Raw genomic sequence first — 21,279 nt, 5'->3', positions numbered from 1 at the left:
AGACCGCGAAAGCCAATGGTCTTATCCTTTACGACTATATGGTCAAGTGTATGAAAGAGCTGGCGAAAGCGGAGCCAGATATCGATGCGCTCCTGCCTTGGAACTTCAAACACTAGCAGTGTCGCCCCGTGGGATCATGGGGCGGATACGAAGTATTCTACAGTTTATCTCAAATATCTCTTCACCCTATGGGGGGCAAACAGGGGACTTTCGTTCAGGAAAGTAACGTTAGTCCATGTAGCATACTTTTATTGTTCTCTTAGCACCTTCAATAACTCCCCCATGCCAATTAGATCAAACGGCAAATACTTCATGTTAAGTAATAACGATAAAGCCTCGTGGTCACTCTGAGTAAGCTCAAGGTCTTTTTTATTTGTTAATGAATATTGACCATAAACAGGCTTAGACAACCAACCTTCGGACTCTAGGATGTTAATAGCTTGGTGGTCTTGATTGCTTTTTAAAGCCTCTACCATTTCATTCAACTCTACTTCATAGCATCGATATTCAGCGTCGCTTAATAAGTACATAACAACGCTTGATTGCTTTCTTAACGGGAGTGATAACAGCCAATCATTTATCGGATAAGGGTTATTTACTCGGTTAGTTTTATCTCCACAAATCTTAAATTTTTGGATAAAACTGATATAGCTATCAATGGAGCTATCCGACTTCAACATCAGATTATCGGGCACATTGGGTTGAGCATAAGACAATGTCCCCCCGAAGAGTGCAAGAAACGCAATACTACATAGCCTGATAAACACACTTCCAGAATTCATGTTCTTTTCCTGACGAATTTAACCACTCCTCACCGGCAATTTTCTCTATTTTCTTTCGATTAACATCGCTAACCGAACGCATAATGCGAGCAAATTCCTGCCAATCATATGACGCAATATTGGTCAATTTTTCATGCGGCTTACCTTTTAAGAAAATATCAAAAAATGGAATGACGGCAATCACCTTATTTAAGAGATTTGCTGTCTCAATTGTGTCTAATATCTCTTGTACAGCATGGACTCCCGACACTGACAAGCGGTCAGGGTCAATTTCACACTCTGCAATATTGATCATGCTCAAGCCTCCTGGGATACTCGCCAATCGTCTACACCATATGTACCTGCTGTATGGTGTGACCATTCAATTTTTCTATGCTTGAAAAACAAATTAACAAACTGATTGAAATGCTGCGACTTTGCTTCCCTTGAATCCGGCAGCAGTACCTGAATCTTACTCAACCGTGCATTAGTAAGCACCGTTGAGAAAAACTTCTCTTGAGTTCCATCCAAAGAAATACGATACCAGTCAAGCACAACTTTGTTTAATGTCTCTCCTTGGCATAATGCGTTATAAAGTAATGGCAATGCACTAGTGATCTCACATGTAACTTTTAGAGCACCGTGAATTCTTTGTCCTGTTGGACTTCCACTTTGTCTATCAGTGGGTATCACCACATTATGAGAAACACTTTGCACCAGAATTTCATCTTTATGCGCTTCAACAAACCGAACGCCGACGGAATTACTTGCACCTGCATTGCGTGTAATAAATCCTTGATTCAGTCCTGATACTCTTAAATAACAAGGTTGTGGCATGGGAACCTATCGTTTTAGTAGTTGAATAATCAGTTTTAAGACTCTACTACTTAAAAGTACGAGGTAATATTTTCATGTTCAGGAGGAATATTACTATGGAATGATTATCTCACTTTCAAATTCAACAAACGTATCGAACTTCAATAGGTTGAGTAACGTTGATGACTCAACCTTGGTTATACCCTTAGTTGACGTCAAGTCGGTTACGGTAAAATTTTTTATCAGCTCAGTGGCTATTTATTTGATAACGGCCACATTTCTAATTAGCTGTTATATAGGTTTTTTTCGACTCATTTATCGCTTTCGGCGAGTGATAAATAACATTATTACTTTGCTCTTCGTGATCACTCGCAACCTGACTTAGTGACTATTCTAGTTATTTTTTCCTCATCTATGCTGATACAACTTCACATACACAGGAGTTGTATAACAATGAAAACCTTGCGCTTTTTAGCCGTCGCATCGGCCTTGAGTATGGGCTCAAGTGCATGGGCAACGATGAATATTCAGCCCGATCCACTAAACCCGACTGGTTTTGTTATCTCTCGCGCGGATGTTGCCGCCGTAGAGCAACAGAAGACCTCTGAACCAATGTATCAGTTATGGTCACAGGCACTTCGCACGGCTCCTAACGGCGTCGTTGAAGCCATTGATGCGGGGCTAGCCACCAATCCGGATAACGTACAGCGCGCTGAGCGAGTGTTTCCTCGTGCAGAGTGGGACTTTCTTACTCAGATGGCAGCACCGGAATACACTTACACTCGCTTCCTACGTGCGATCGGTAAGTTCCCTGCATTTTGTGCGGAGTACACTGATGGGCGTGATTCTGACGCAATTTGTAAGCGCTCGATCGTAACGGCATTTGCTCATTTTGCTCAGGAAACAGGAGGGCATATTGCCATTGATAACACTTGGGATAATCCGTTGGGTTTAGAAGAGTGGCAGCAAGCGTTGGTTCATGTAAGGGAAATGGGCTGGTCTGAAGGTCAGGAAGGGTACACGACAGGTTGTGGTCAGAACGACTGGCAAAATAGAAAGTGGCCATGTGTCGCAGGGCAGGGGTACTTTGGTCGTGGGGCTAAACAGCTCTCTTACCACTTTAACTACGGTGCATTCTCTGAAGCGATGTTCGACGGCGATGCGTCTGTGTTACTCAACAACCCTGGGCTAGTGGCTGACTCTTGGCTCAATCTAGCATCAGCGATTTGGTTCTTTTTAACTCCGCAAGCCCCTAAGCCAGCGATGCTTCACGTTATAGATAAAACATGGCAGCCATCTCAGAGAGAGAGCGATGCAGGGATCGGCTATGGTTTTGGTACCACGATTAACATTATCAATGGTGGTATTGAGTGTGGCGAGCAGAACAAGGATAAAGGCCAGCCCGTCAACCGAATTCGTTACTGGCAAGGGCTATCATCCCACTATCAAATTCCGATTGGCAGTGATGAAAAAGACACCTGTTGGCAGCAAACTCCATACGGAAGCTTAAACCTCAATGGCGCGACGGATGTGCTTTATACCAATTGGGATGGCAACTGGAAATACTATGCAGACCGTCCCGGTGGCTATTCATTTGAGTGTGAACTGGTGGGATTCCAAACCGCTTATTCCGCCTTGGTTGAGGGCGACTACGAAAAGTGTGTGACCAATTTTTATGGCTCGCATGCAAGTTGGCCAGAAGTTCGTGTGGTTGAACAGCTCGATCCTGTCGATCCTTCACCAACACCAGACCCAACGCCAGACCCAGGCGGTATGACGCAGTGGGAACCGGGCGTTACTCAAGTCGCAAATGGTGACAAAGTGACTTATAACGGCAAATGTTTTATCGCTAAAAATGGGCCGGGAGTTTGGGAAACACCCGTACAGTCCAATTGGTTCTGGGACGAAATATCCTGCCAGTAACCTGTGAGTGTTCAAACTAGAAATAAGGCCTCAATGTTGAAAATTGAGGCCTTTTGTTTTCTGCGCCATATCAGAATTGGCATTTTTACCATGAGAAAGCATGGAGGTGATTAAACAAAAAGTATATTAAATGGTTTGCGTAATCTTAGATTGCAAATTCAATGTTTATCTTTTTTGTTGAACAGGATTAAACTTCGCGCGTAATTTTTACTAACATTTTTGAAAGGTGCGCAAAATGTCAACAAAACTGGCAAACCCGGCTCCATTAGGCCTTATGGGTTTCGGCATGACAACCATCCTGCTAAATATCCACAACGCAGGCTTTTTCCCAATTGACTCAATGATTCTTGCAATGGGAATTTTTTATGGTGGTCTGAGCCAAGTGCTAGTCGGCATGATGTGTTTCAAACGTGGCGATACGTTTGGTACCACGGCATTTACTTCATACGGTCTATTTTGGCTAACTTTGGTTGGTTTAATCGTGATGCCATACATGGGTCTTCCTGCAAGCCCAGCAAGCTTTATGGGTTGGTACTTGCTACTTTGGGGTGTCTTCACTGGCTTTATGTTTATTGGTTCACTGTGCTACCCAGTGGCTAAACAGATCGTTTTCGGTTCACTAACAATCCTATTCTTCCTACTTGCAGCACGTGATTTCTCTGGTAGTGAACTGATTGGTACTATCGCAGGCATTGAAGGTATTTTCTGCGGCGCAAGCGCAATCTACTTTGCAATGGCGCAAGTACTGAACAACGAATATGGTCGTACCATCTTGCCTATTGGTGAGAAAAAACAGCGCGAATCTGTTGAGCTTGAGCAGGTAGCGGCGTAATCAAGAATATTAAGTGTTGGCCAAGCCTGATTAGGTCGGCACTGAAATATATGGGAACAGTAATAACAAGGGGGTTAGCCATTGGCTAACCCCCTTTTTTACCACTGCTTTTATCTGTTTTAGTCGAGATTAGGTTGAAGGTTGTTCAACTGGTTTTGTTTCGACTTCAGCCTCGGGTGCTTTGCCCGTTTTACGGCGATATTTATCTTCCCAGTAGTCAGCACCTTTGATGCCAAGCTTAACAGGGTTGAATGTAAACTCAGTGACACCTTGTTTTTGCTGCTCTTCGTAGTCGTTAAGTGCTTTTAGTGCAGGTTTTGACATGAAGAAGATAATTAAGATACCCACGATGTTTAACCAAGCCATTAGGCCTACACCCACGTCACCCATTGCCCACGCAAGGTTTGCAGTCTTAACTGTACCGTAGAACACAACAGCGATTAATGCGACTTTTAGTAAGAACATTAGGCCGCTAACTTTAAACGTACGACGGATGTATGCAATGTTTGTTTCTGCAATGTAGTAGTACGCAAGAATAGTGGTGAACGCGAAGAAGAACAGCGCAACAGCAATAAACGGCTTACCGATACCTGGCAGCGCGCTCTCGATTGCCATTTGAGTAAATACAGGACCATTTGCTGCAATATCAGCAGAAATATTCTGTACTAGGAAGCCTTCTGCACCGTGTACGTTGTATGCACCAGTAATGATGATCATAAATGCAGTCGCAGAACATACTAGTAGTGTATCGATGTAGATAGAGAAAGCCTGCACTAGACCCTGCTGAGCTGGGTGGTCAACGCTTGCAGCAGCGGCTGCGTGAGGACCTGTACCTTGACCCGCTTCGTTAGAGTAAACACCACGTTTTACACCCCAACCAATCGCAGCACCAACACCTGCCATAGGCGTAAATGCATCACCAATGATCATTGAGAATACACGAGGTACTTCACCGATGTTCAGTAGGATGATAACGAACGCTGTGATGATGTAAGCCAAAGCCATGAATGGCACAACGATCTGAGTGAAGTTTGCAATACGTTTCACACCGCCAAAGATGATGAAAGCTAGGATTACTGAAATCACAGTACCGGTAAAGATTTTCGCGAAACTGAATGTACCGATAGCTGTTTCAATCATTTCACCAGAACCAAATGCAGCTTCTACCGCATTACCGATACTGTTTGACTGAACGCCTGGTAGCAAGAAGCCACAAGCAAAGATTGTTGAGATAGCAAAAATCCACGCGTACCACTTCTGACCCATCGCTTTTTCGATGTAGTAAGCTGGGCCACCACGGAATTCACCGTTGTCTTCTTCTTTATAGATTTGAGCTAGAGTAGATTCTGCGTATGCTGTTGCTGCGCCGAAGAAGGCAACAACCCACATCCAAAATACGGCACCTGGACCACCGAAACCGATAGCCGCTGCCACACCTGCAATGTTACCAGTACCCACACGACCAGATAGCGATACCGCTAGAGCTTGGAATGATGAGATACCTTTTGAAGAACTTTTCCCTGAAAGAAGTAGGCGCCACATTTCACCAAAGTGACGAACTTGAACAAATCGTGTCATGACTGAGTAGAATAGACCCGCGCCAAGGCAAAGATAAATCAATACCGGGCTCCAGATAATTCCATTCAAAAAATCAACAATTGACTGCATAAGTAGTTTCCCTGTTTGTTTTGTAATGGTTGTTTTCTGAACAGGATATTACCCTTTCTGTAACGCAGTTGTTAATTTATTTGTTTGTGGATGTGAATTTGCGTGAGGTAAAACACAAAGTGCTAAAAAATTGTTAATTAATAGCTCTGGTTAATAGTTGTTCGACAATTTATTAGCAGTAATTGCTTTGGGTGTGGGTATATTAGTGATTTGTATATTACCAATTCACTTGGTCTCACTGAAAAATATTTTGCAATTCCAGTTTAACAAAGTGAATTGTGTTGTTTGAAATTAGATGTAGCGTTCCATACTGAGTTCGCGGAATGATGCATGGCCTTGTGACGAGATAATATTCGTTAGAATGTCCGCCGACCCACATGCCATGGTCCACCCCAAAGTGCCATGACCAGTATTGGTATAAAGGTTGGAGAACGTTGTTTGACCAATAATAGGTGTGCCATCTGGCGTCATTGGTCTAAAGCCAGTCCAGTATTCTGCTTGAGAAAAATCGACGCCGTTAGGAAATAAGTTGCTAACAACATGATTGAGTGTCGCTAGCCTTTTTTCAGGTAATGCGGGATCAAATCCTGCCAGTTCTGCAGTACCCGCAACGCGTATCCTCTTTTCAAACCGTGTCACGGCCACCTTATAGGTCTCATCCATAATGGTGGAACAAGGGGCATGATTTGGGTCGATTACCGGTAAAGTCAGTGAGTAACCTTTCACAGGGTAAACAGGGATATGTATGTTAAGCGGCGCAAGAAGGTGTTTTGAATAACTGCCCATCGCGACGACATAGCTGTCGGCATGGATTGTTCCATGTGATGTTTCGACGCCAACCACTTGATCGTTGGCAGTGATTAACTTTTCGACATGAGTATTGAACAAGAAGGTAACACCAGCTTGCTCTGCCATTGCTTGAAGCTGCTGACAAAATAGATGGCAATCGCCAGTTTCATCATCAGGTAAATAGAGACCGCCCACCAAATCACCGTTCATATTCGCTAGCCCTGGCTCTTGTGCCAGACATTGTGCCGGATCCATGAGTTGGTATTGAGTACCACTTTCTTCAAGCAGTGCGATATCTTTTTCGACCGCCTTGAGTTGAGCTGGGTTGCGGAAGATTTGTAGCGTACCTTGGGTTCTGCCCTGATAATTGAGATCAAACTGCTTATTTAACTGAGCTAAACACTCTCGACTGCGATTGGCAATCGTCAGCATACGAGCTTTGTTGACTCGATACTTGTTCAGTTGGCAATTGACCAACATCTGGCTTGCCCACTGGATCAGCTCAGGGCTTAGGCTAGGTTTAATCTTTAAAGGAGCGTGCTCTTCAAATAGCCATTTGATTGCCTTGGTTGGAATACCAGGAGCGGCCCATGGCGATGAGTAACCATAGGAAATCTGCCCTGCGTTAGCAAAGCTGGTTTCTTCTCCGGAGCGTGCCTGCCTATCAACGACCGTCACCTCAAATCCTGCTTGAGATAAATACCAAGCACTGGTCAAACCGACCACACCGCTGCCTAAAATAACAACCTTCACGTTCAATTCTCACAGTTTTAAAAGTTTGCCAAGAATGTGCAATTTACATCCGCTTAACAATCGATAAGAATTGATACTAGCTTTTAGAAAATTTAAAGGGTGACTATGAAGTCGGCACTATTACAAGGTGTTAACCTTATTTGTATTGTTTCACGCCATCAAAGCTTAACCAGTGCAGCGAAAGAACTGAATCTAACGGTTGGTGCTGTCAGTCAACAGTTACAGCAGATTGAAGAGCGACTAGGTTTTAGTGTCTTTGAACGCCACGCTCGTGGCATACGTTTAAGTGAACAGGGACGAAAGCTGGTGGAGGCAACCAGTCATCATCTGGCGGCAATAGAAGAGAACATTTTTCAATTGACGCAGGTTTCTGAACGCAAACAGATTCGGTTAAAACTGACCCCATCCTTCGCTTTTAAATGGCTCGTCCCGCGATTAGAAAACTTTCATAAACGCTATCCTGATGTTCAGATCCATACCTTTGCAGAGGGAGCGTTGGTGGATAGCGATAATCGAAACTTCGATATTGCTATCGACTACGGGCCTTTGCCATACAAACATGCTGATGCGGAACTGTTAATGGAAGAATCGTTGCTACCAGTGATGAGTCGTGACTATTTCAGTGCCCATCGTGAGATCTTGCATGGCAGCGACGAGTGGGGGAGAGTGACGTTGCTCCATGATTTAATGCCTTGGTCTGGGGCGCTAAAAGATTATGAGTGGCTGTATTGGGCTTCCCATCAACGATTGGACTTTGAAACCAACCAAGGTCATTTCTTCAACCGAACTGATATGGCAATGTCGGCTGCTGAAGCTGGGGTCGGAATCGCTTTGGCGCGAGTTGCTCTATTGGATAAGGAAATTGAGCAGGGAAGGTTAACTGCTCCGTTTGTCCCCATTGCTGCGAATGCAGGTTACTTTGTGATTACGCACATAGATGACCCTTATACTCGGCTATTTAAAAAATGGCTTAGAGAGCAGGTTGATACTGATTAATTTGTAAATAGTAATGGCGCGCTAATATGCACCCACTACACTTAGTAAAGATATCTGGGGCTACTAACGTCACTCTGGATATGATTAGGGGCAGTGCATATGGAATCTCACCAAGGCCAATGTAGCTATCAAAATCCTGATGGCTGGTGCTGCGATCAACCGTGTGGGGAGTCAGGACTCTGTTACTGGCATGACCCCAAAGTCGATAAAAGCAATGATGATATAAAAGACAAGGTTGAACAATGGGCCGCAGCAGGTAAACCTTTAGACGGATTTCAGTTGGCGAAAACAAATCTCGAGGATATCGATCTGGTTAACCGTGGTTCGAAAGACGGCTACCAGTGTCGGGGCGCGGATTTTTATCGGGCGAACTTGGTTGACGCCCATTTTTTCGGTTTAGATTTACGTGACTCGTCGTTAATGAAGGCGAAGTTAATCGGTGCCAACTTACATTGTGCCAAGCTCGACAACTGCAACCTACTCGGGGCAGAGTTGTCTCGTGCGAAACTGGAGAATATTGAATGGGGCAAGAGCCTTAAACAAGAGCAGGAAGCACGACGAGCAATGAAAGGACATGACAGGAAAGCATCCATTACCTATTGCCAAGAAGCTGAAGAAGTGTGTCGAAACATACGTAAACAGTGTGAAAAGCAAGGTTTGTTCGAGATGGCAGGGGATTTCTTTAAGCGAGAAATGCGCTTTCGTCGTTACCAAATGCCATTACTCAGTTCTAAAAGGATGATCTCGAAGTTAGTGGACATGTTCTGTGGTTATGGCGAAGACCCGATAAGAGTAGTGGGTTTCTCCATCTTCCTAATTTTGATCTGCGCTTTTGCCTACTTCTTTCTCGATACGACAGGTGCGCACCCTATTTATGAAGATGTTACGGGTTGGCAGTTTTACGTGCTTGAGTTTTTCAACTCTCTCTATTTTAGTGTCGTGACATTCACAACATTAGGCTATGGTGATATATCGCCCATCGGGGTCGCTCGCTTTATCGCTGCCTGCGAAGCCTTCTTAGGCAGCTTTACCATGGCACTGTTTGTTGTGGTCTTTGTTAAGAAGATGACTCGCTAATCGATGATTGCGACAAGAGAGTAAAGCCACTTTCAAGCCATTCATCCAAGAGGATTTGGTCATCTTTGTATTGATTAGAAAAGTGTTCGATGAGTGCAGCCAGATGTTCGCCATTGTCACACATAGTGCCAGCCACCAAATCTTCTGAAACTATAATTGGGCTTGGTTGTGGTGATGCCTTTGTTTCTATTGATACAGGGATGATGAATTTAGTCTGACTGCCCAAATGATGCTTTTTAAGGCGCAGGGCTTGTTTGTGGAGCTGTGACATTTGCTGTTCATCATACTGGCTATTGTCTGAACCTATCGAGACAACAAACACTAGACCGCGGTAGAGAATAATCACCTCGGTATCGAGTGCTAATTCTGGCTGATTAAAACCAAGGATCACATCACCCGCAAGATGAGGTAATTGGTTGAACTGTGTTTTCAGTAGGTCGATCTTTGATTGCCAGATAGCTTGTGCTTCATCACGTAAATGATTGAGGATGTTCTGTGTGTCGTTCTCAGAAAACTGCAATATAGATGCTGAGTAGTAGGCTTGCTGTGTCATGGGGATTAGTGTGGATGAATCAGTGTGATGGAGGCTAACCAAGATTCACTTTGAGGGCTAGATGATTGAGTGAGATCTTTGAGCTGACCAACAACTCGACGCGACTGAGCGTGTTGGTGCTACCGATCAAAAAAGGGTTACCGAATGTCGATAACCCCTTATTGATTATGCTGCGTTAGCAAACTCGGTTAGAAACGCCTCTTTGCGAGCATGGAAGCGTTCTACAAGATCATCTACTGCTTCTTGATCGTATGGTTTTAAACCACTTGCAACCATACGTTTGAGACCTTTACCAACCACTTCACCGTCTTCTTTAAAGGTAAAGTTTAGAGTCACTAAGCCACGTTTACCGTCCACATCAAATGTCGCACCGGAAAATTCCACTTCAGGGTGAGTTAGATCTAGGCGAGAAAACTCAACTTCCATGCTCTCATAGATCACTAATGGACGTTGGCAGTTGATCATCATCTGCTGCTCTTCCATTAATGGAACCATGATATGAGGGAAGTTCATGCCAGAGAACTGAACATAGCTAGTGACCACATGTTCAATGAACTCAGGGTTGTGATTAACTTCCCCTTCACGAGACATATGTAAGTACTCTTTAGACTTCTCGTCTACCACTGCACTTTCTTTTTCACATTTATTTTCAACAGAAAGTGCCACACCATCGTTCACCATGCCTGAGAAGTCGAAGCGCATTTTCTGGCTGATGCCCTCTTTGCTGAGCAGTACGGCGAACAATAGATCACCTGGCACACAGAAGCGTTTGCTATCTTCATCATGGATAGGGTTAAAGTCACCCGCGACCTTTTTCGCAAAGTGGCTTGCTTGTTGGCGAGTGAACTGGAACTGATTGTTTTGTTGTGAAAAATACGGTGTTAGAAACATAAGTTTATTCATGTGGCTATAACTGCCGCGCAGTATACATGAAGCTATGCAATTAAATGGTCTAATCAGATGAATAACGGTGGCTGTCGGAGATTTGAGACAAAATCTAAACTCGTGATGGAGTGTGAATTAATCCACATATTTGAATGATTTATCAACAGTTCGCTTTCGATAACTGATATGGAAATAGGCTGACTATTTATTATTCGCCCCTTGCGTAGAAGAGTGATGTTTAGCCGACGCTAGAACGCGGTTTTGCGCCAGCTTGCTGCTCAAATTGTGCAACTTCCAGATCCAGTTGAGCAATCTTTTCGGCCATCAGAGCATGACAGTGGTCTGCCAAGGTGCGAGCATCGTTAATGGTATAGCCAGAGGTGTCGATAGGATCGAGCATTTCAGTAATCACGATGCCATTATTGCTGCGGTTAAGGTTTATTTTATTATGCGTTGTACTAACCACCATTGGTGTAATGGCAACGCCAGCTTCAATTGCCATGCGAAATGCCCCCGTCTTAAATGGCAACAAACCTCGTCCTTTACTTCGCGTTCCCTCAGGATAAGCCCAAACCGAAAGGTTACGCTTATCAATCGCATCAGCGACTTGTTTTATCGTATCGCGAGCTTTGGACTTGTCTTCCCGGTTGATCAGAATGTTGCCAGTAATCCAGTAAAGTTGGCCAAAAAATGGCACCCAGATCAGCTCTCGTTTGCCTAACGAGACCGTTCTTGGTCTGAGCATTCCCGGTGATGTGACAAAATCGTAGACGCTTTGGTGGTTAGAAATATAGACGCTGTTAGCTGGGGTAGGGGCTCGCTCTAGTCCTCTTTGAATTAAAGTGACACCAAGGATTTTGTGTAATTGATTAAACCATCGGCAGAAGAAATAGACATGTTTAGGATTACGCGGGCTAAACAGGCAGTAGACAAAGGCAAATAAAGTAGTAAAAACAACAAAAATGGCAGCCATTATCAGGCGAAGAATACTTAGCACAACTTACTCCTTCTATTAAACGTGCATACACTGAGCTCGAGGAAGCTATATTTAGAGTTTTAATTCTATTTAACAATATTGCAACACATTTAACTGGCGATTGATCCGTTGTCACTTAAATTATGGTCATTAAGATAAGAATTTGAGCGATAGGGATACAAAAACGCCCCTTGGTACAGGGGCGTTTTTGCTGATTTGTTCTCCGTGGCTACAGCTTAGATTGAGCTCGGTTTAGGCGATCATGTACCGCAAACCACTCCTCACTCACTGGCGGTCTCTCAACCCAAATTTCGTCACAACCCCATTTATCCGCTTCATCTAGCGCGCGGTAAAGATCATGTGAGTATTGCGCGACATCGGTTGGCATAGGCTTAGATTTAAAGGCCAAGCTAGGTGCAATCGGTGAATAGTGCAGACATGCGATATTGTCACCACTTGCATTGGAAATCTCTTCCAAAGTAACCAAACGAACTTTAGTGTTTGGCTGGTAGTGACTGGTCACATTGCCTGGGACTGCAACACTGTGTGCTTTTGGCGATAGCACTTCTTCTCCGAGTACTTCTGATAACTGTGCTGCCGTTACTGGGCCTGTACGAAGAATACGGTATGGCTTTTCTGTCAGGTCGATAATGGTCGATTCAAGGCCATGGGTACAGTCCCCACCATCCAAGACAGCTGAAATTTTGCCACCGAGCGAGTTCATCACATGTTCAGCCGACGTCGGGCTAAGTTTTTTGTATGGATTCGCAGAAGGAGCCGCAACGGCCATTCCCGATGACTTCAATAACGTACTGAAAACGTCGTGCGCAGGCATACGAATACCAATGGTCTCTAAGCCACCAGTCACAACAGAGGTTGCTTGTGGCGCTTTATTTAGCAATAGCGTCACTGGCCCCGGCCAAAATGCCTCAGCAATCGTATAGGCTTGTGCTGGAATATCACGCGCCCAGTCAGACAGCTGCTCCACATCACCGATATGAACAATCAGCGGATGGTTAGCTGGTCGACCTTTCGCCGCGAAGATCTTCTTCACTGCTTCTGGGTTAGATGCATCTGCTGCCAGTCCGTAAACCGTTTCGGTTGGAATCGCGACCAATTCACCACGCGCTAAAATCTGTTTAGCTAGTTCGATATCTTGGTTGTCGCTTGCTGAAAGGTGCTGCGTTTTCAATGTCTCGTCCTCAAAGGAGCAGTATGGATAGAAAATCTGAGCCGGCTATTTTAACCATGTTTTTCAAACTTTCGATGTTTAATTTCAGCATATTTGTATCGATTGATAATCTTTTTCTATATCAACCTATCTTTCAATCGCTTAACTACACGATGGCAAGGGGAGCGACCTTACCCGCATCTCGACGCATGGGACGTTTTACCGGTTAGCGTAATGATGATGCCACGTGATGCATAGTTGAAGGTGCCAGCTCACCAGAGTAACGCTCATCACCGAGCCACTCACTCTCCGCGCCCCAGTAAATATCCTCTTCAGGTTCCCAAATATCTTCGCGACCATCAGAGCTTTGAGATCCGCTTTGAGGTTGAGGGCTTTAAAGGCTTCTGCGTAGTTGAAGTTTTCATCTAACGGATTCGACTTCTTATCGTTCTGATGCAGTATTTTGAGATTTAATTGATTGAGCCACCTGCCGCGACTAGGGTTTGACCTTAATCCTAGGGCGGTTATTCGTTTGAGTAAGCATGGCATGGGAGTGGATCAATTGCAGATTCTTTACTCCTATTTGTTTGATAGGAAAAAACGATAGAAAAATTCTCTGATTTAGCGCTGTGTGAAGGTGGAAGTTAACTTTGGTTTGTATTTCATCGACTAAAGCCACGAGTCGAGCGAGTGAGTAAAAAAGGCTTGTCGGCTAACTGATTGATGTTGAGTAATCGGGAGGCTCTGAGGAGGATTTCATTACAAAGCGTTATTTTACAGTTGTTCATTTATTGACCAAACTATTAGTAGCGTCCTGAAGTCCGTCATGGAGAAGTGCTATGCGCCTAGTGAAATCCTTTATTCCAGCTTTATTCCTGTGGGCAACCTTCTCAGTTGTCACATTTAGTGTCTTAGCGAACACCGTGCAAAGCAATCAGGAACGCGTCAGGCCGGGTACGGTTATATACCAAATCGATGCCAACGCTTCGCCAAGCGATCTAAAAGGACTTAACAGCCTACTCAAGAGCCAAGGATTGGTTTCTGAACGTATCCTTGAAGGCAGTCAAATCGTCATCGCCACTTTTGAACACCATGGTCGAGAAAAGGCGATTGCCAAAATTCTTAGTAGTAGTGGGTATGTTGCTTTTGCAGAAGCGGATTACGCAATGGAACCGACTTTACAGCCCAATGATCCCATGTTTGGTAATCAGTGGCACCACAATAATGTAAATAGCCGACAGGCTTGGGACATTACTACTGGCAGCTCATCGATACTGGTCGCAGTGTGTGATACAGGTTTTGACGTCAATCATCCAGATCTTGGCCCAAACCTACGACTCGATCTCGCCTACAACGCTCAAGATGGATCTAACTATATTTACGATGCCAATGGTCACGGTACAGGGACGGCAGGAACCTTAGGTGCAGTAGGTAATAATTCAACTGGCGTTGCGGGTGCGAATTGGAATGTCGATATTATTCCCGTTCGAATCGCTATCAGTGACAACAACAGCTCTGCCTATATCTCTACGATGGCGGTCTGTATTGAATACGCCGCGGATAGAGGGGCACGTGTGGTCAATTTAAGTTACGGAGGCATCCAATACGAGACCATTAATGCGGCTGCTCAATATTTGCGAAATCGTAATGGTCTGTTGTTTATGTCGGCGGGTAATAGTGGATTACAGCATGCGACTTATCCAGACTTCACCAGTTTTGTTGGTGTTGGGGCAACAGATCGCAACAATGATCGAGCCAGTTTCTCTAGCTGGGGGGATTATGTTGACATCACCGCCCCCGGTGTCGAAATCCTCACCACATACCCTGACAACCGCTACGTATACTACAGCGGTACATCATTCTCTTCTCCATTGACGGCTGGGATTGCCGCGTTAATGGTAGCGGCAAATCCAAATATTACCCCAGATGACATAGAAAATGGCTTGTTTAGTACGGCTGTTGATATTGGCGTTGTTGGTGACGATAACGTATTTGGACATGGTCTCGTTGATGCAGCAGGCGCTGTAGCTTATGCATTGAATGCGAGCGGTATGAACCCTCCAACCGCAGAGATAGTCTTGAGCGCGAACTCAATTGCCTTTGGTACCCCTGTGGACTTTGATAGCAGCAACTCCTCTGACAGCGAAGGTGGGAATATCGTCAGTTATGATTGGAATCTTGGTGATGGTACTACCTCTGATCAGGTTGCTATTAATGAGCACGTCTATGCTCAAGCTGGCAGTTATGAGGTGACCTTAACGGTTACCGATAACGATGGTCTATCGGATTCGACGTCGACAACCGTTCAAGTGACGACCGATTTGCCCAATGCGGTTATTGCCATCGACAACCCCGCGGTCAGTTATGGGATTGGGGAGGTCGTTTACTTTAATGGGCTAGGCTCGAGTGATCCGGATGGCTCCATCGTCGCCTATGATTGGAACTTTGGTGACGGGCAAAACAGCGTTGGAGTGAATGCCTCTCATGCGTACGCGTCGGCAGGTGATTTTATGGTGACACTGACGGTGACGGATAATGCTGGCGCGATGAACAGCAGCAGTGTCAATGTGTTGGTCATTGACCAAGATGCTCTCAATGCTGCTACGGATCTGGCGGCTTCGGTTGATGGCTTAAATGTGAGTTTGAGTTGGCAAGACAACAGCGCCAATGAGACAGAATACGTCGTTGAACGAGGAACCAAATATCGCGGTAAAGTGAGTTTTATCGAGATCGCGACGTTGCCAGCAGATACGACGTCCTTTGTCGATACTGTGCCGAATACCGGAGAATATCGCTATCGTGTTACTGCAAAAAATAGTGTTAACCAAGCAACATCAGACACCCTTATTGTTACTGTCACCAGCGATTCTGGCGGTACGGGACCTGGTCCTCAACCCGGTAGTTTAGCGGCGCCGAGCAATCTGATTTTGACTCAAAATGGCAACACTATTTCCTTAACTTGGTCGGACAACTCTGATAATGAAGGCGGCTTCTATATCGAGCGAGGGTTGAAACGTAAAGGTCAATTCTCTTTCGTTCGAATTGGAACGGTAGGCATTAACGCGACCAGTTTTGATGATGATATTAGCGCTTTACCGACAGGAAGTTATGGTTATCGCGTGCAAGCGTTTGATGGTTCCGAAACGTCCGGATTCAGTAACATTGTCGAAATACGTAAAAAATAGCTTTTACGTCAAACTGTCAGCTCAACACAATAAGGCTGCGTTGTTCGCAGCCTTATTTTTATTCGATAACTTGATAATCTCGGCGGCGAAGGAGCTCTGCAAATTGGGATTGGGTATTTGGCTCACCATGAATCAAATGAATCGCTTGCGGCTTAGTAGGGATTCCTTCGATAAAACGCAGTAGATCCGATTGGTCTGCATGGGCTGAGTAGCCTGACATCGTATGAACCTGTGCCAATACCTCCACCTGCTCATCGTCAATCTCAATGTCGACGTAGCCAGATTGAATGGCACGACCAAGCGTTCCTTCCGCTTGATAGCCAGCGAGCAAAATATCGGTGCGTTGATCTGGCAGCAAGGCTTTAAGGTAGTCCACTATGCGACCTCCCTGACACATTCCTGAAGAGGCGACGACTATCGCAGGTTCTCCGGTCGATTTAAGTCGGTTAACCAGTCGGAGGTGGGTGCGAAAATCTTCAACTGTGATGCATTGCTCGAACGCGAGTGGATGGCGGCGGTTTTGCAGTCTTTGCTTGGCTTCATTGCCCCACAATTGCTTGAAACGGCGATAGGAACGGGTGACTTTCTGCGCCATGGGAGAATCAAGGATTATAGGGAGCTTGGTATCTATCTGATGCTCAAATACCAGTTGCTCGATATCAAAGAGCAGTTCTTGGGTTCTGCCGACACTAAACGCTGGTATCAGTATGGTTCCGCCGTCTTCAAGAGAACGATCGATGATGGCTTTCAGCCGCAAGGAGCGCGTGGCGATATCTTCGTGTTGTGTATCGCCGTACGTAGTTTCAACAAACAGATAATCGGCTTGCTGGGGCGAGACAGGATCGGGCAGTAATGGTGTGTTCGTTGGGCCTAAATCACCAGAAAAAACGACGATCTCTTGGTTGGGTAAGCACAACTCAACATAACAAGAGCCTAGAATGTGCCCAGCTTGTTGCAGGCGTATCTGGATTGAGTCAGATTGTTTGCTATCGAGAGAGAACCAATGATCATAGGGGTAAGGACAGAGCTGGCGCTTGACTCGTTCTAACACCCGCTGTGCTTTTTTTGCGGTGAGCCCCAGTTGTAACTTAAGGTTATCTTCGAGCATCAAAGGGATCAGTTCCGCAGTGGCTTCCGTACAAAATATTGGCTGTTTAAATCCCGCCGCGAGCAACCAGGGTATCCGCCCAATATGGTCGATATGACTATGAGTTAGAATCAGCCCATTGAGCTGTTTGATTGGGAAATCAATCTCAAGCGAGCGAGCATCTTGCCCTTGAAATAAACCACAGTCGATTAACAGAGCCTGATTGTCATGCCTCAGTTCATGACATGAACCTGTGACCGTATGTTTCCCACCGTGATGTATGATTTCCATCTTTCGCTCCGAGTTATTCTGAGTTGACTTTGCCTTCAAGTCACCAGCAATACAAAGTGAGTAATCCGAATTGCGAATTTGCAGTGTTTTCTAGGTAATTATGAATTAACTCAGCCAGTTATTTGTGATCGAATGTCTCGTTTCTCACCGATTTGATCCGCTTGAAGGCGCAAGACTAAAGATGCAAACTAGCGAAAAGTTAGTTGGGTTAGAGGTGGATTTGAGCCTACCTCTCAATCTCTAAAAGAAGGAAATTCTACGTGAAAAATTGGTTACTGCCTTTGCTATTCCTTGCGATAAGTGCCACCAGTCATGCTCAGGTTGCACCTGTCTCAGAGTGGCAATGCGGGATGATGAAAAAGCAGGGCGTATTGACTTCTGGAGCTCCGGTAGGATGTGAACGCCTGGCTAAGGTTGACTTTGATTTTATTGATTTCTCTGGGCAAACCCAGCGAGGGAGCGTGATCGTCCTTGATATTGTCGCTCCTTCAGTGAAACGTCTTTTTGCGGATTTGTATCAACGCCGTTTCCCACTCCATTCTGCGAAATTGATGCGAGAGTTTAAAGGGGATGACGACGCATCGATGGCAGCGAACAATAGCAGTGCGTTTAATGCTCGGCCGATCACGAGCGGTTCAAGTTGGTCGAAACATGCTTATGGCGTCGCGATAGACGTTAACCCCGTGCAAAACCCATTCGTAGAGTTTGCCGATAATGGTCAGATTTTTGTCAAACCTGCACAATCTGCAACACGTTATGTCAACCGGACTCGCTATAGGGCTCGAGAAGAGATCGAACGTCAGGGCATGGCGGAAGATGTCGTAGAGCTGTTCGCTCATCATGGATTTTTAATCTGGGGAGGAGACTGGAACACCCCAATCGATACCCAGCACTTTGAAGTGGGATCGCGACGTTTTATCAACCAGCTGGTGGAAATGCCTAAAGCGCAAGCTGAGACCGTTTTTCTTCGTTACATCGACAACTACCGAACGTGCTATACCCAGCAGCAGGGTGGTGAAAAGGCGCGAGCATACTGTGCATATCTAACGGTTCATGGTAGTTAGTCATCACTTTTTTTGAACAATAGAGAGTAATGATTTCAGTGGGTTAGAAGGGTTTTTATAGAATATTTCTAACATTAAGGGTTTCTTAAGTTTCGCATTTTATCTTACTGGTAATGAACCAAGGTAAGGTGACCCTCATGAAACCTCAAACTCAAGCAACTCATTTTCAGCTCGACGTCGCGACACTGCACAACGCATCTATTGAGCTCTTACCAAGAAAAGACGATTGGAATGAATTTACCGTTCGCTTTAGTGCGAATCAATAACCTTGTCGTGTGTTTATTGTCTTAGAAAGAAGCAGATTATCACGACATATGTGATATCTATTCAATTGATTTTATATCCGAACTATAGATATAAAAGCGCAAGCTAGGTAACCTTTGAGCCACTCATAAACGATTCAATAGGGAATGACGTGGGGTATAAGGCCGTTGAACTTATCCATTTGATGGCGCACGAATTTCAGCAAGTTGAAGGGGATTTTGACTCCTTGTCTGAAAGTGAACTCAAAGAGGTGACCCCATCTGGCATGGGATATGACCGATTTATTGAGCAATTACAGCAAGGCCATTTGCTGCTACTCAATGATTCTCCGCGAGTTCCGCTGTTGATAAAAGAGAGCGATGGCTTAGATCATTCAGATTGGGAGTTAAATCCCCATGTTCGCGACAACCTCGACCCATTGGCACAAAAGGCACTATTAACTCGCACACAGATGAGCGGGAGTGCATCAAGCACCACTCAAAGTACAAGCACTTCCCATGCCCCCATACGTCCCTGAGCCGGTTCGTACTCATAATCCCGATGCGCCGCCAAAGGAAAAATACGAGTACAACTTTGATATCGCGTGCTCCGATGATGCCTTTCATCGCAATGTTGGTTGTTCGTTTGTTTTAGCCCAAACGACAAACGAAGTGTTACTAGGGCGCTGGCGTGAAACCAAAATCAAAGAAGGGACACGCTACACCCTATTCACAGCGTTTGATGAGCCTAAAAAATTGGTCGGAGAAGTGGCATCAAAATCGTTAGGTCTCTCGCCTCGTCAGCCAGTAAAAGTCCGACCGATAGGAAGTGGCGTAGCGCAAGAGGGCTTTATTCCCGTTTTTCCCGCTGTGCAGCTCGGCGAGCGGCTAGGCTTTCCCACTCACGGTTTTTACTACCACTTTCATAACGGCAAACTGATCCAAGAGTACCGTATTCTTGGTGATAAAAACTGGGGCTTTTATGCCACTCACTCAATGCATCACCGCCTTGATCCCGAAAGAGGCTATAACCAGAACCAAAACGCGATATTGGTGTTGTGGAAACTCGGTGGCAAAGTGGTCGAGGGTCAACATCTTGTTTATTTAGAGAGGCAAATTACCCGTGATGAATTGGATAATTTGAGCGAGGAGTGGTTGAACGAGCATGGGGTGAAATTAGATGTGCCTCAGTTACTTGAGGCAACAAAACAACCCATCATTAAACGAGCTGAATCAGAGAAACCAGCCGAACCCCAACCTCAGCCCGTTAAGCATATTGTTCAAACTGATCTCGAAACGGGTATGCGAGAAACGTGGATGAAGATTGCCAAACAGTATGGTCTAGCGCCAAAAGCGTTGTTGGAACTTAATCCACAGTACGATGCCGACCCGATGTCTCTATCGGTAGGGGATTCTCTGAATGTAGAAAAACAGCAACCGCTAAGCATTGAAAAAGAGCCTGTTTACGAGATACCACCGGAGAGCCCAAAGCGATTTAATCAACCGTTGAATACATTTTATGGCTATACAGGTCACTATTTAGCTGATACGTCGATAGTCTCAATTAATAACGAAAGGTTGGTCGAAAAAGATATTGCTGTAGTTAACTTAAAAAAAATCGAAGAAAAAATATTACGGATTGGGGTGTTCTTTGATGGAACTGGGCAAAACCATCTGAATGACCTTTACAAAGAAACACGTGGCGTAAAATCACGCACCAATGTGGCACGGCTATTTGAAATTTACCCATTAGATGATGATACCAATAAAATTTATGTTGCTGGGGTCGGGACTGTGGATGGAGCGTGGCAAAACCCAACCTTGATAGATGAAGGAAAAGATGAAGTCGATTTAGCTCAGGCGTTTGGTGTCAGCCCAAATAATTTAGAGAAAACATATACGTTCATTGACACCGCTTACAACCTTATCGCTGACGATACTGGGGCATTTTACAAATGGCAAAACTGGACAAAGCAATTTTATGAAATTATCACTGATTTGATCCGTCAGCAAAAATACCAAGCTATAACTCATATTGAGTTTGATGTGTTTGGTTTTAGTCGCGGAGCGGCTTTAGCTCGTCACTTTGTTAATGCCGTTAAAGATGGATTGCCTGATTATAACAAGCCACGTGACGGTGAAGCATTCGGTGAAGTTTTCCCCAACTTATTAGCGCACCAAGATGACGTCAGTAGCCAAGCTAAACATGG

At 45.0% G+C, this 21,279-nt stretch carries 20 protein-coding genes; 10 read left to right on the top strand and 10 right to left on the bottom strand.

Annotation, left to right across the window (positions count from 1 at the left end):
* Window positions 1–116 (top strand): transposase domain-containing protein (locus QTN95_RS17340; RefSeq protein ID WP_331418354.1); only part of this gene is annotated, 116 nt, incomplete at its 5' end.
* A 132-nt stretch (window positions 117–248) separates the two neighbouring features.
* Here QTN95_RS17340 and QTN95_RS17335 read toward each other — a convergent pair.
* The 3 genes from QTN95_RS17335 to QTN95_RS17325 are packed head-to-tail and all read right to left on the bottom strand — an operon-like array spanning window position 249 to window position 1,598.
* A complete protein-coding gene (locus tag QTN95_RS17335; RefSeq protein ID WP_138970503.1) occupies window positions 249–782 on the bottom strand; it encodes a hypothetical protein in 534 nt (177 codons plus the stop codon).
* The gene (locus tag QTN95_RS17330; RefSeq protein ID WP_138970504.1) at window positions 748–1,077 is read right to left on the bottom strand and encodes a hypothetical protein; all 330 of its coding nucleotides are present in this window, start codon (window positions 1,075–1,077) and stop codon (window positions 748–750) included. Before QTN95_RS17330 ends, QTN95_RS17335 begins: the two co-directional genes overlap by 35 nt.
* A 2-nt stretch (window positions 1,078–1,079) precedes the next feature.
* Window positions 1,080–1,598 (bottom strand): Hcp family type VI secretion system effector, encoded by a 519-nt coding sequence (locus QTN95_RS17325; RefSeq protein WP_138970505.1) that lies wholly within the window; start codon window positions 1,596–1,598, stop codon window positions 1,080–1,082.
* Window positions 1,599–2,030: 432 nt separating this feature from the next.
* Between QTN95_RS17325 and QTN95_RS17320 the strand changes: the two genes are divergently transcribed.
* The gene (locus QTN95_RS17320; protein WP_331418352.1) at window positions 2,031–3,500 is read left to right on the top strand and encodes a chitinase; all 1,470 of its coding nucleotides are present in this window, start codon (window positions 2,031–2,033) and stop codon (window positions 3,498–3,500) included.
* Between the two features lie 235 nt (window positions 3,501–3,735).
* The gene (locus QTN95_RS17315) at window positions 3,736–4,332 is read left to right on the top strand and encodes an acetate uptake transporter (RefSeq protein WP_138973871.1); all 597 of its coding nucleotides are present in this window, start codon (window positions 3,736–3,738) and stop codon (window positions 4,330–4,332) included.
* 129 nt (window positions 4,333–4,461) lie between these two features.
* Here the strand turns inward: QTN95_RS17315 and QTN95_RS17310 are convergent, their stop codons facing one another.
* On the bottom strand, window positions 4,462–6,000 hold the full coding sequence (locus QTN95_RS17310) for an alanine/glycine:cation symporter family protein (protein ID WP_331418351.1): 1,539 nt from the start codon (window positions 5,998–6,000) through the stop codon (window positions 4,462–4,464).
* Window positions 6,001–6,291: 291 nt separating this feature from the next.
* Entirely contained in the window at window positions 6,292–7,542 is a 1,251-nt protein-coding gene (locus QTN95_RS17305) for a D-amino acid dehydrogenase (RefSeq protein ID WP_331418350.1), read from the bottom strand.
* Between the two features lie 105 nt (window positions 7,543–7,647).
* Between QTN95_RS17305 and QTN95_RS17300 the strand changes: the two genes are divergently transcribed.
* Together QTN95_RS17300 and QTN95_RS17295 are read left to right on the top strand one after the other, a co-directional pair.
* Complete coding sequence (locus tag QTN95_RS17300) at window positions 7,648–8,538, top strand: LysR substrate-binding domain-containing protein (RefSeq protein ID WP_331418349.1); 891 nt, start codon at window positions 7,648–7,650, stop codon at window positions 8,536–8,538.
* 99 nt (window positions 8,539–8,637) lie between these two features.
* On the top strand, window positions 8,638–9,615 hold the full coding sequence (locus tag QTN95_RS17295; RefSeq protein WP_138973875.1) for an ion channel: 978 nt from the start codon (window positions 8,638–8,640) through the stop codon (window positions 9,613–9,615).
* On the opposite strand, the gene QTN95_RS17290 is transcribed toward QTN95_RS17295, so the two are convergent.
* From QTN95_RS17290 to QTN95_RS17275, 4 genes are all read right to left on the bottom strand, one after another.
* Window positions 9,596–10,168 (bottom strand): hypothetical protein, encoded by a 573-nt coding sequence (locus tag QTN95_RS17290; RefSeq protein WP_331418348.1) that lies wholly within the window; start codon window positions 10,166–10,168, stop codon window positions 9,596–9,598. The two genes, QTN95_RS17295 and QTN95_RS17290, sit on opposite strands and share 20 nt — an antisense overlap.
* A 165-nt stretch (window positions 10,169–10,333) precedes the next feature.
* The gene (locus QTN95_RS17285; RefSeq protein ID WP_138973877.1) at window positions 10,334–11,059 is read right to left on the bottom strand and encodes a DUF3581 domain-containing protein; all 726 of its coding nucleotides are present in this window, start codon (window positions 11,057–11,059) and stop codon (window positions 10,334–10,336) included.
* Between the two features lie 232 nt (window positions 11,060–11,291).
* A complete protein-coding gene (locus QTN95_RS17280) occupies window positions 11,292–12,050 on the bottom strand; it encodes a 1-acylglycerol-3-phosphate O-acyltransferase (RefSeq protein WP_331418347.1) in 759 nt (252 codons plus the stop codon).
* A 208-nt stretch (window positions 12,051–12,258) separates the two neighbouring features.
* On the bottom strand, window positions 12,259–13,221 hold the full coding sequence (locus QTN95_RS17275) for an L-threonylcarbamoyladenylate synthase (RefSeq protein WP_331418346.1): 963 nt from the start codon (window positions 13,219–13,221) through the stop codon (window positions 12,259–12,261).
* 818 nt (window positions 13,222–14,039) lie between these two features.
* Here QTN95_RS17275 and QTN95_RS17270 point away from each other — a divergent pair.
* Entirely contained in the window at window positions 14,040–16,385 is a 2,346-nt protein-coding gene (locus QTN95_RS17270) for a S8 family serine peptidase (RefSeq protein ID WP_331418345.1), read from the top strand.
* Between the two features lie 58 nt (window positions 16,386–16,443).
* Here the strand turns inward: QTN95_RS17270 and QTN95_RS17265 are convergent, their stop codons facing one another.
* The gene (locus QTN95_RS17265; RefSeq protein ID WP_331418344.1) at window positions 16,444–17,763 is read right to left on the bottom strand and encodes an MBL fold metallo-hydrolase; all 1,320 of its coding nucleotides are present in this window, start codon (window positions 17,761–17,763) and stop codon (window positions 16,444–16,446) included.
* A gap of 350 nt (window positions 17,764–18,113) precedes the next feature.
* On the opposite strand from QTN95_RS17265, the gene QTN95_RS17260 reads away from it, so the two are divergent.
* From QTN95_RS17260 to QTN95_RS17245, 4 genes are all read left to right on the top strand, one after another.
* On the top strand, window positions 18,114–18,827 hold the full coding sequence (locus tag QTN95_RS17260) for a M15 family metallopeptidase (RefSeq protein WP_443088876.1): 714 nt from the start codon (window positions 18,114–18,116) through the stop codon (window positions 18,825–18,827).
* A gap of 137 nt (window positions 18,828–18,964) precedes the next feature.
* Window positions 18,965–19,093 carry a hypothetical protein gene (locus tag QTN95_RS17255; protein WP_331418341.1) on the top strand — a complete coding sequence of 43 codons (129 nt, stop codon included), beginning with the start codon at window positions 18,965–18,967 and terminating at the stop codon, window positions 19,091–19,093.
* A gap of 149 nt (window positions 19,094–19,242) precedes the next feature.
* Window positions 19,243–19,608, top strand: a complete 366-nt coding sequence (locus tag QTN95_RS17250) for a hypothetical protein (protein ID WP_331418340.1) — start codon at window positions 19,243–19,245, stop codon at window positions 19,606–19,608.
* The coding region (locus QTN95_RS17245) for a phospholipase effector Tle1 domain-containing protein (protein ID WP_331418339.1) at window positions 19,553–21,279 on the top strand (1,727 nt) is incomplete at its 3' end. The genes QTN95_RS17250 and QTN95_RS17245, both read left to right, overlap by 56 nt.

The sequence above is a fragment of the Vibrio sp. M260112 genome (genome assembly GCF_036533775.1).
GTDB lineage: Bacteria > Pseudomonadota > Gammaproteobacteria > Enterobacterales > Vibrionaceae > Vibrio.
The sequence above is the reverse complement of the archived record's forward strand: the minus strand, read 5'-3'. Positions and strand labels throughout refer to the sequence as shown.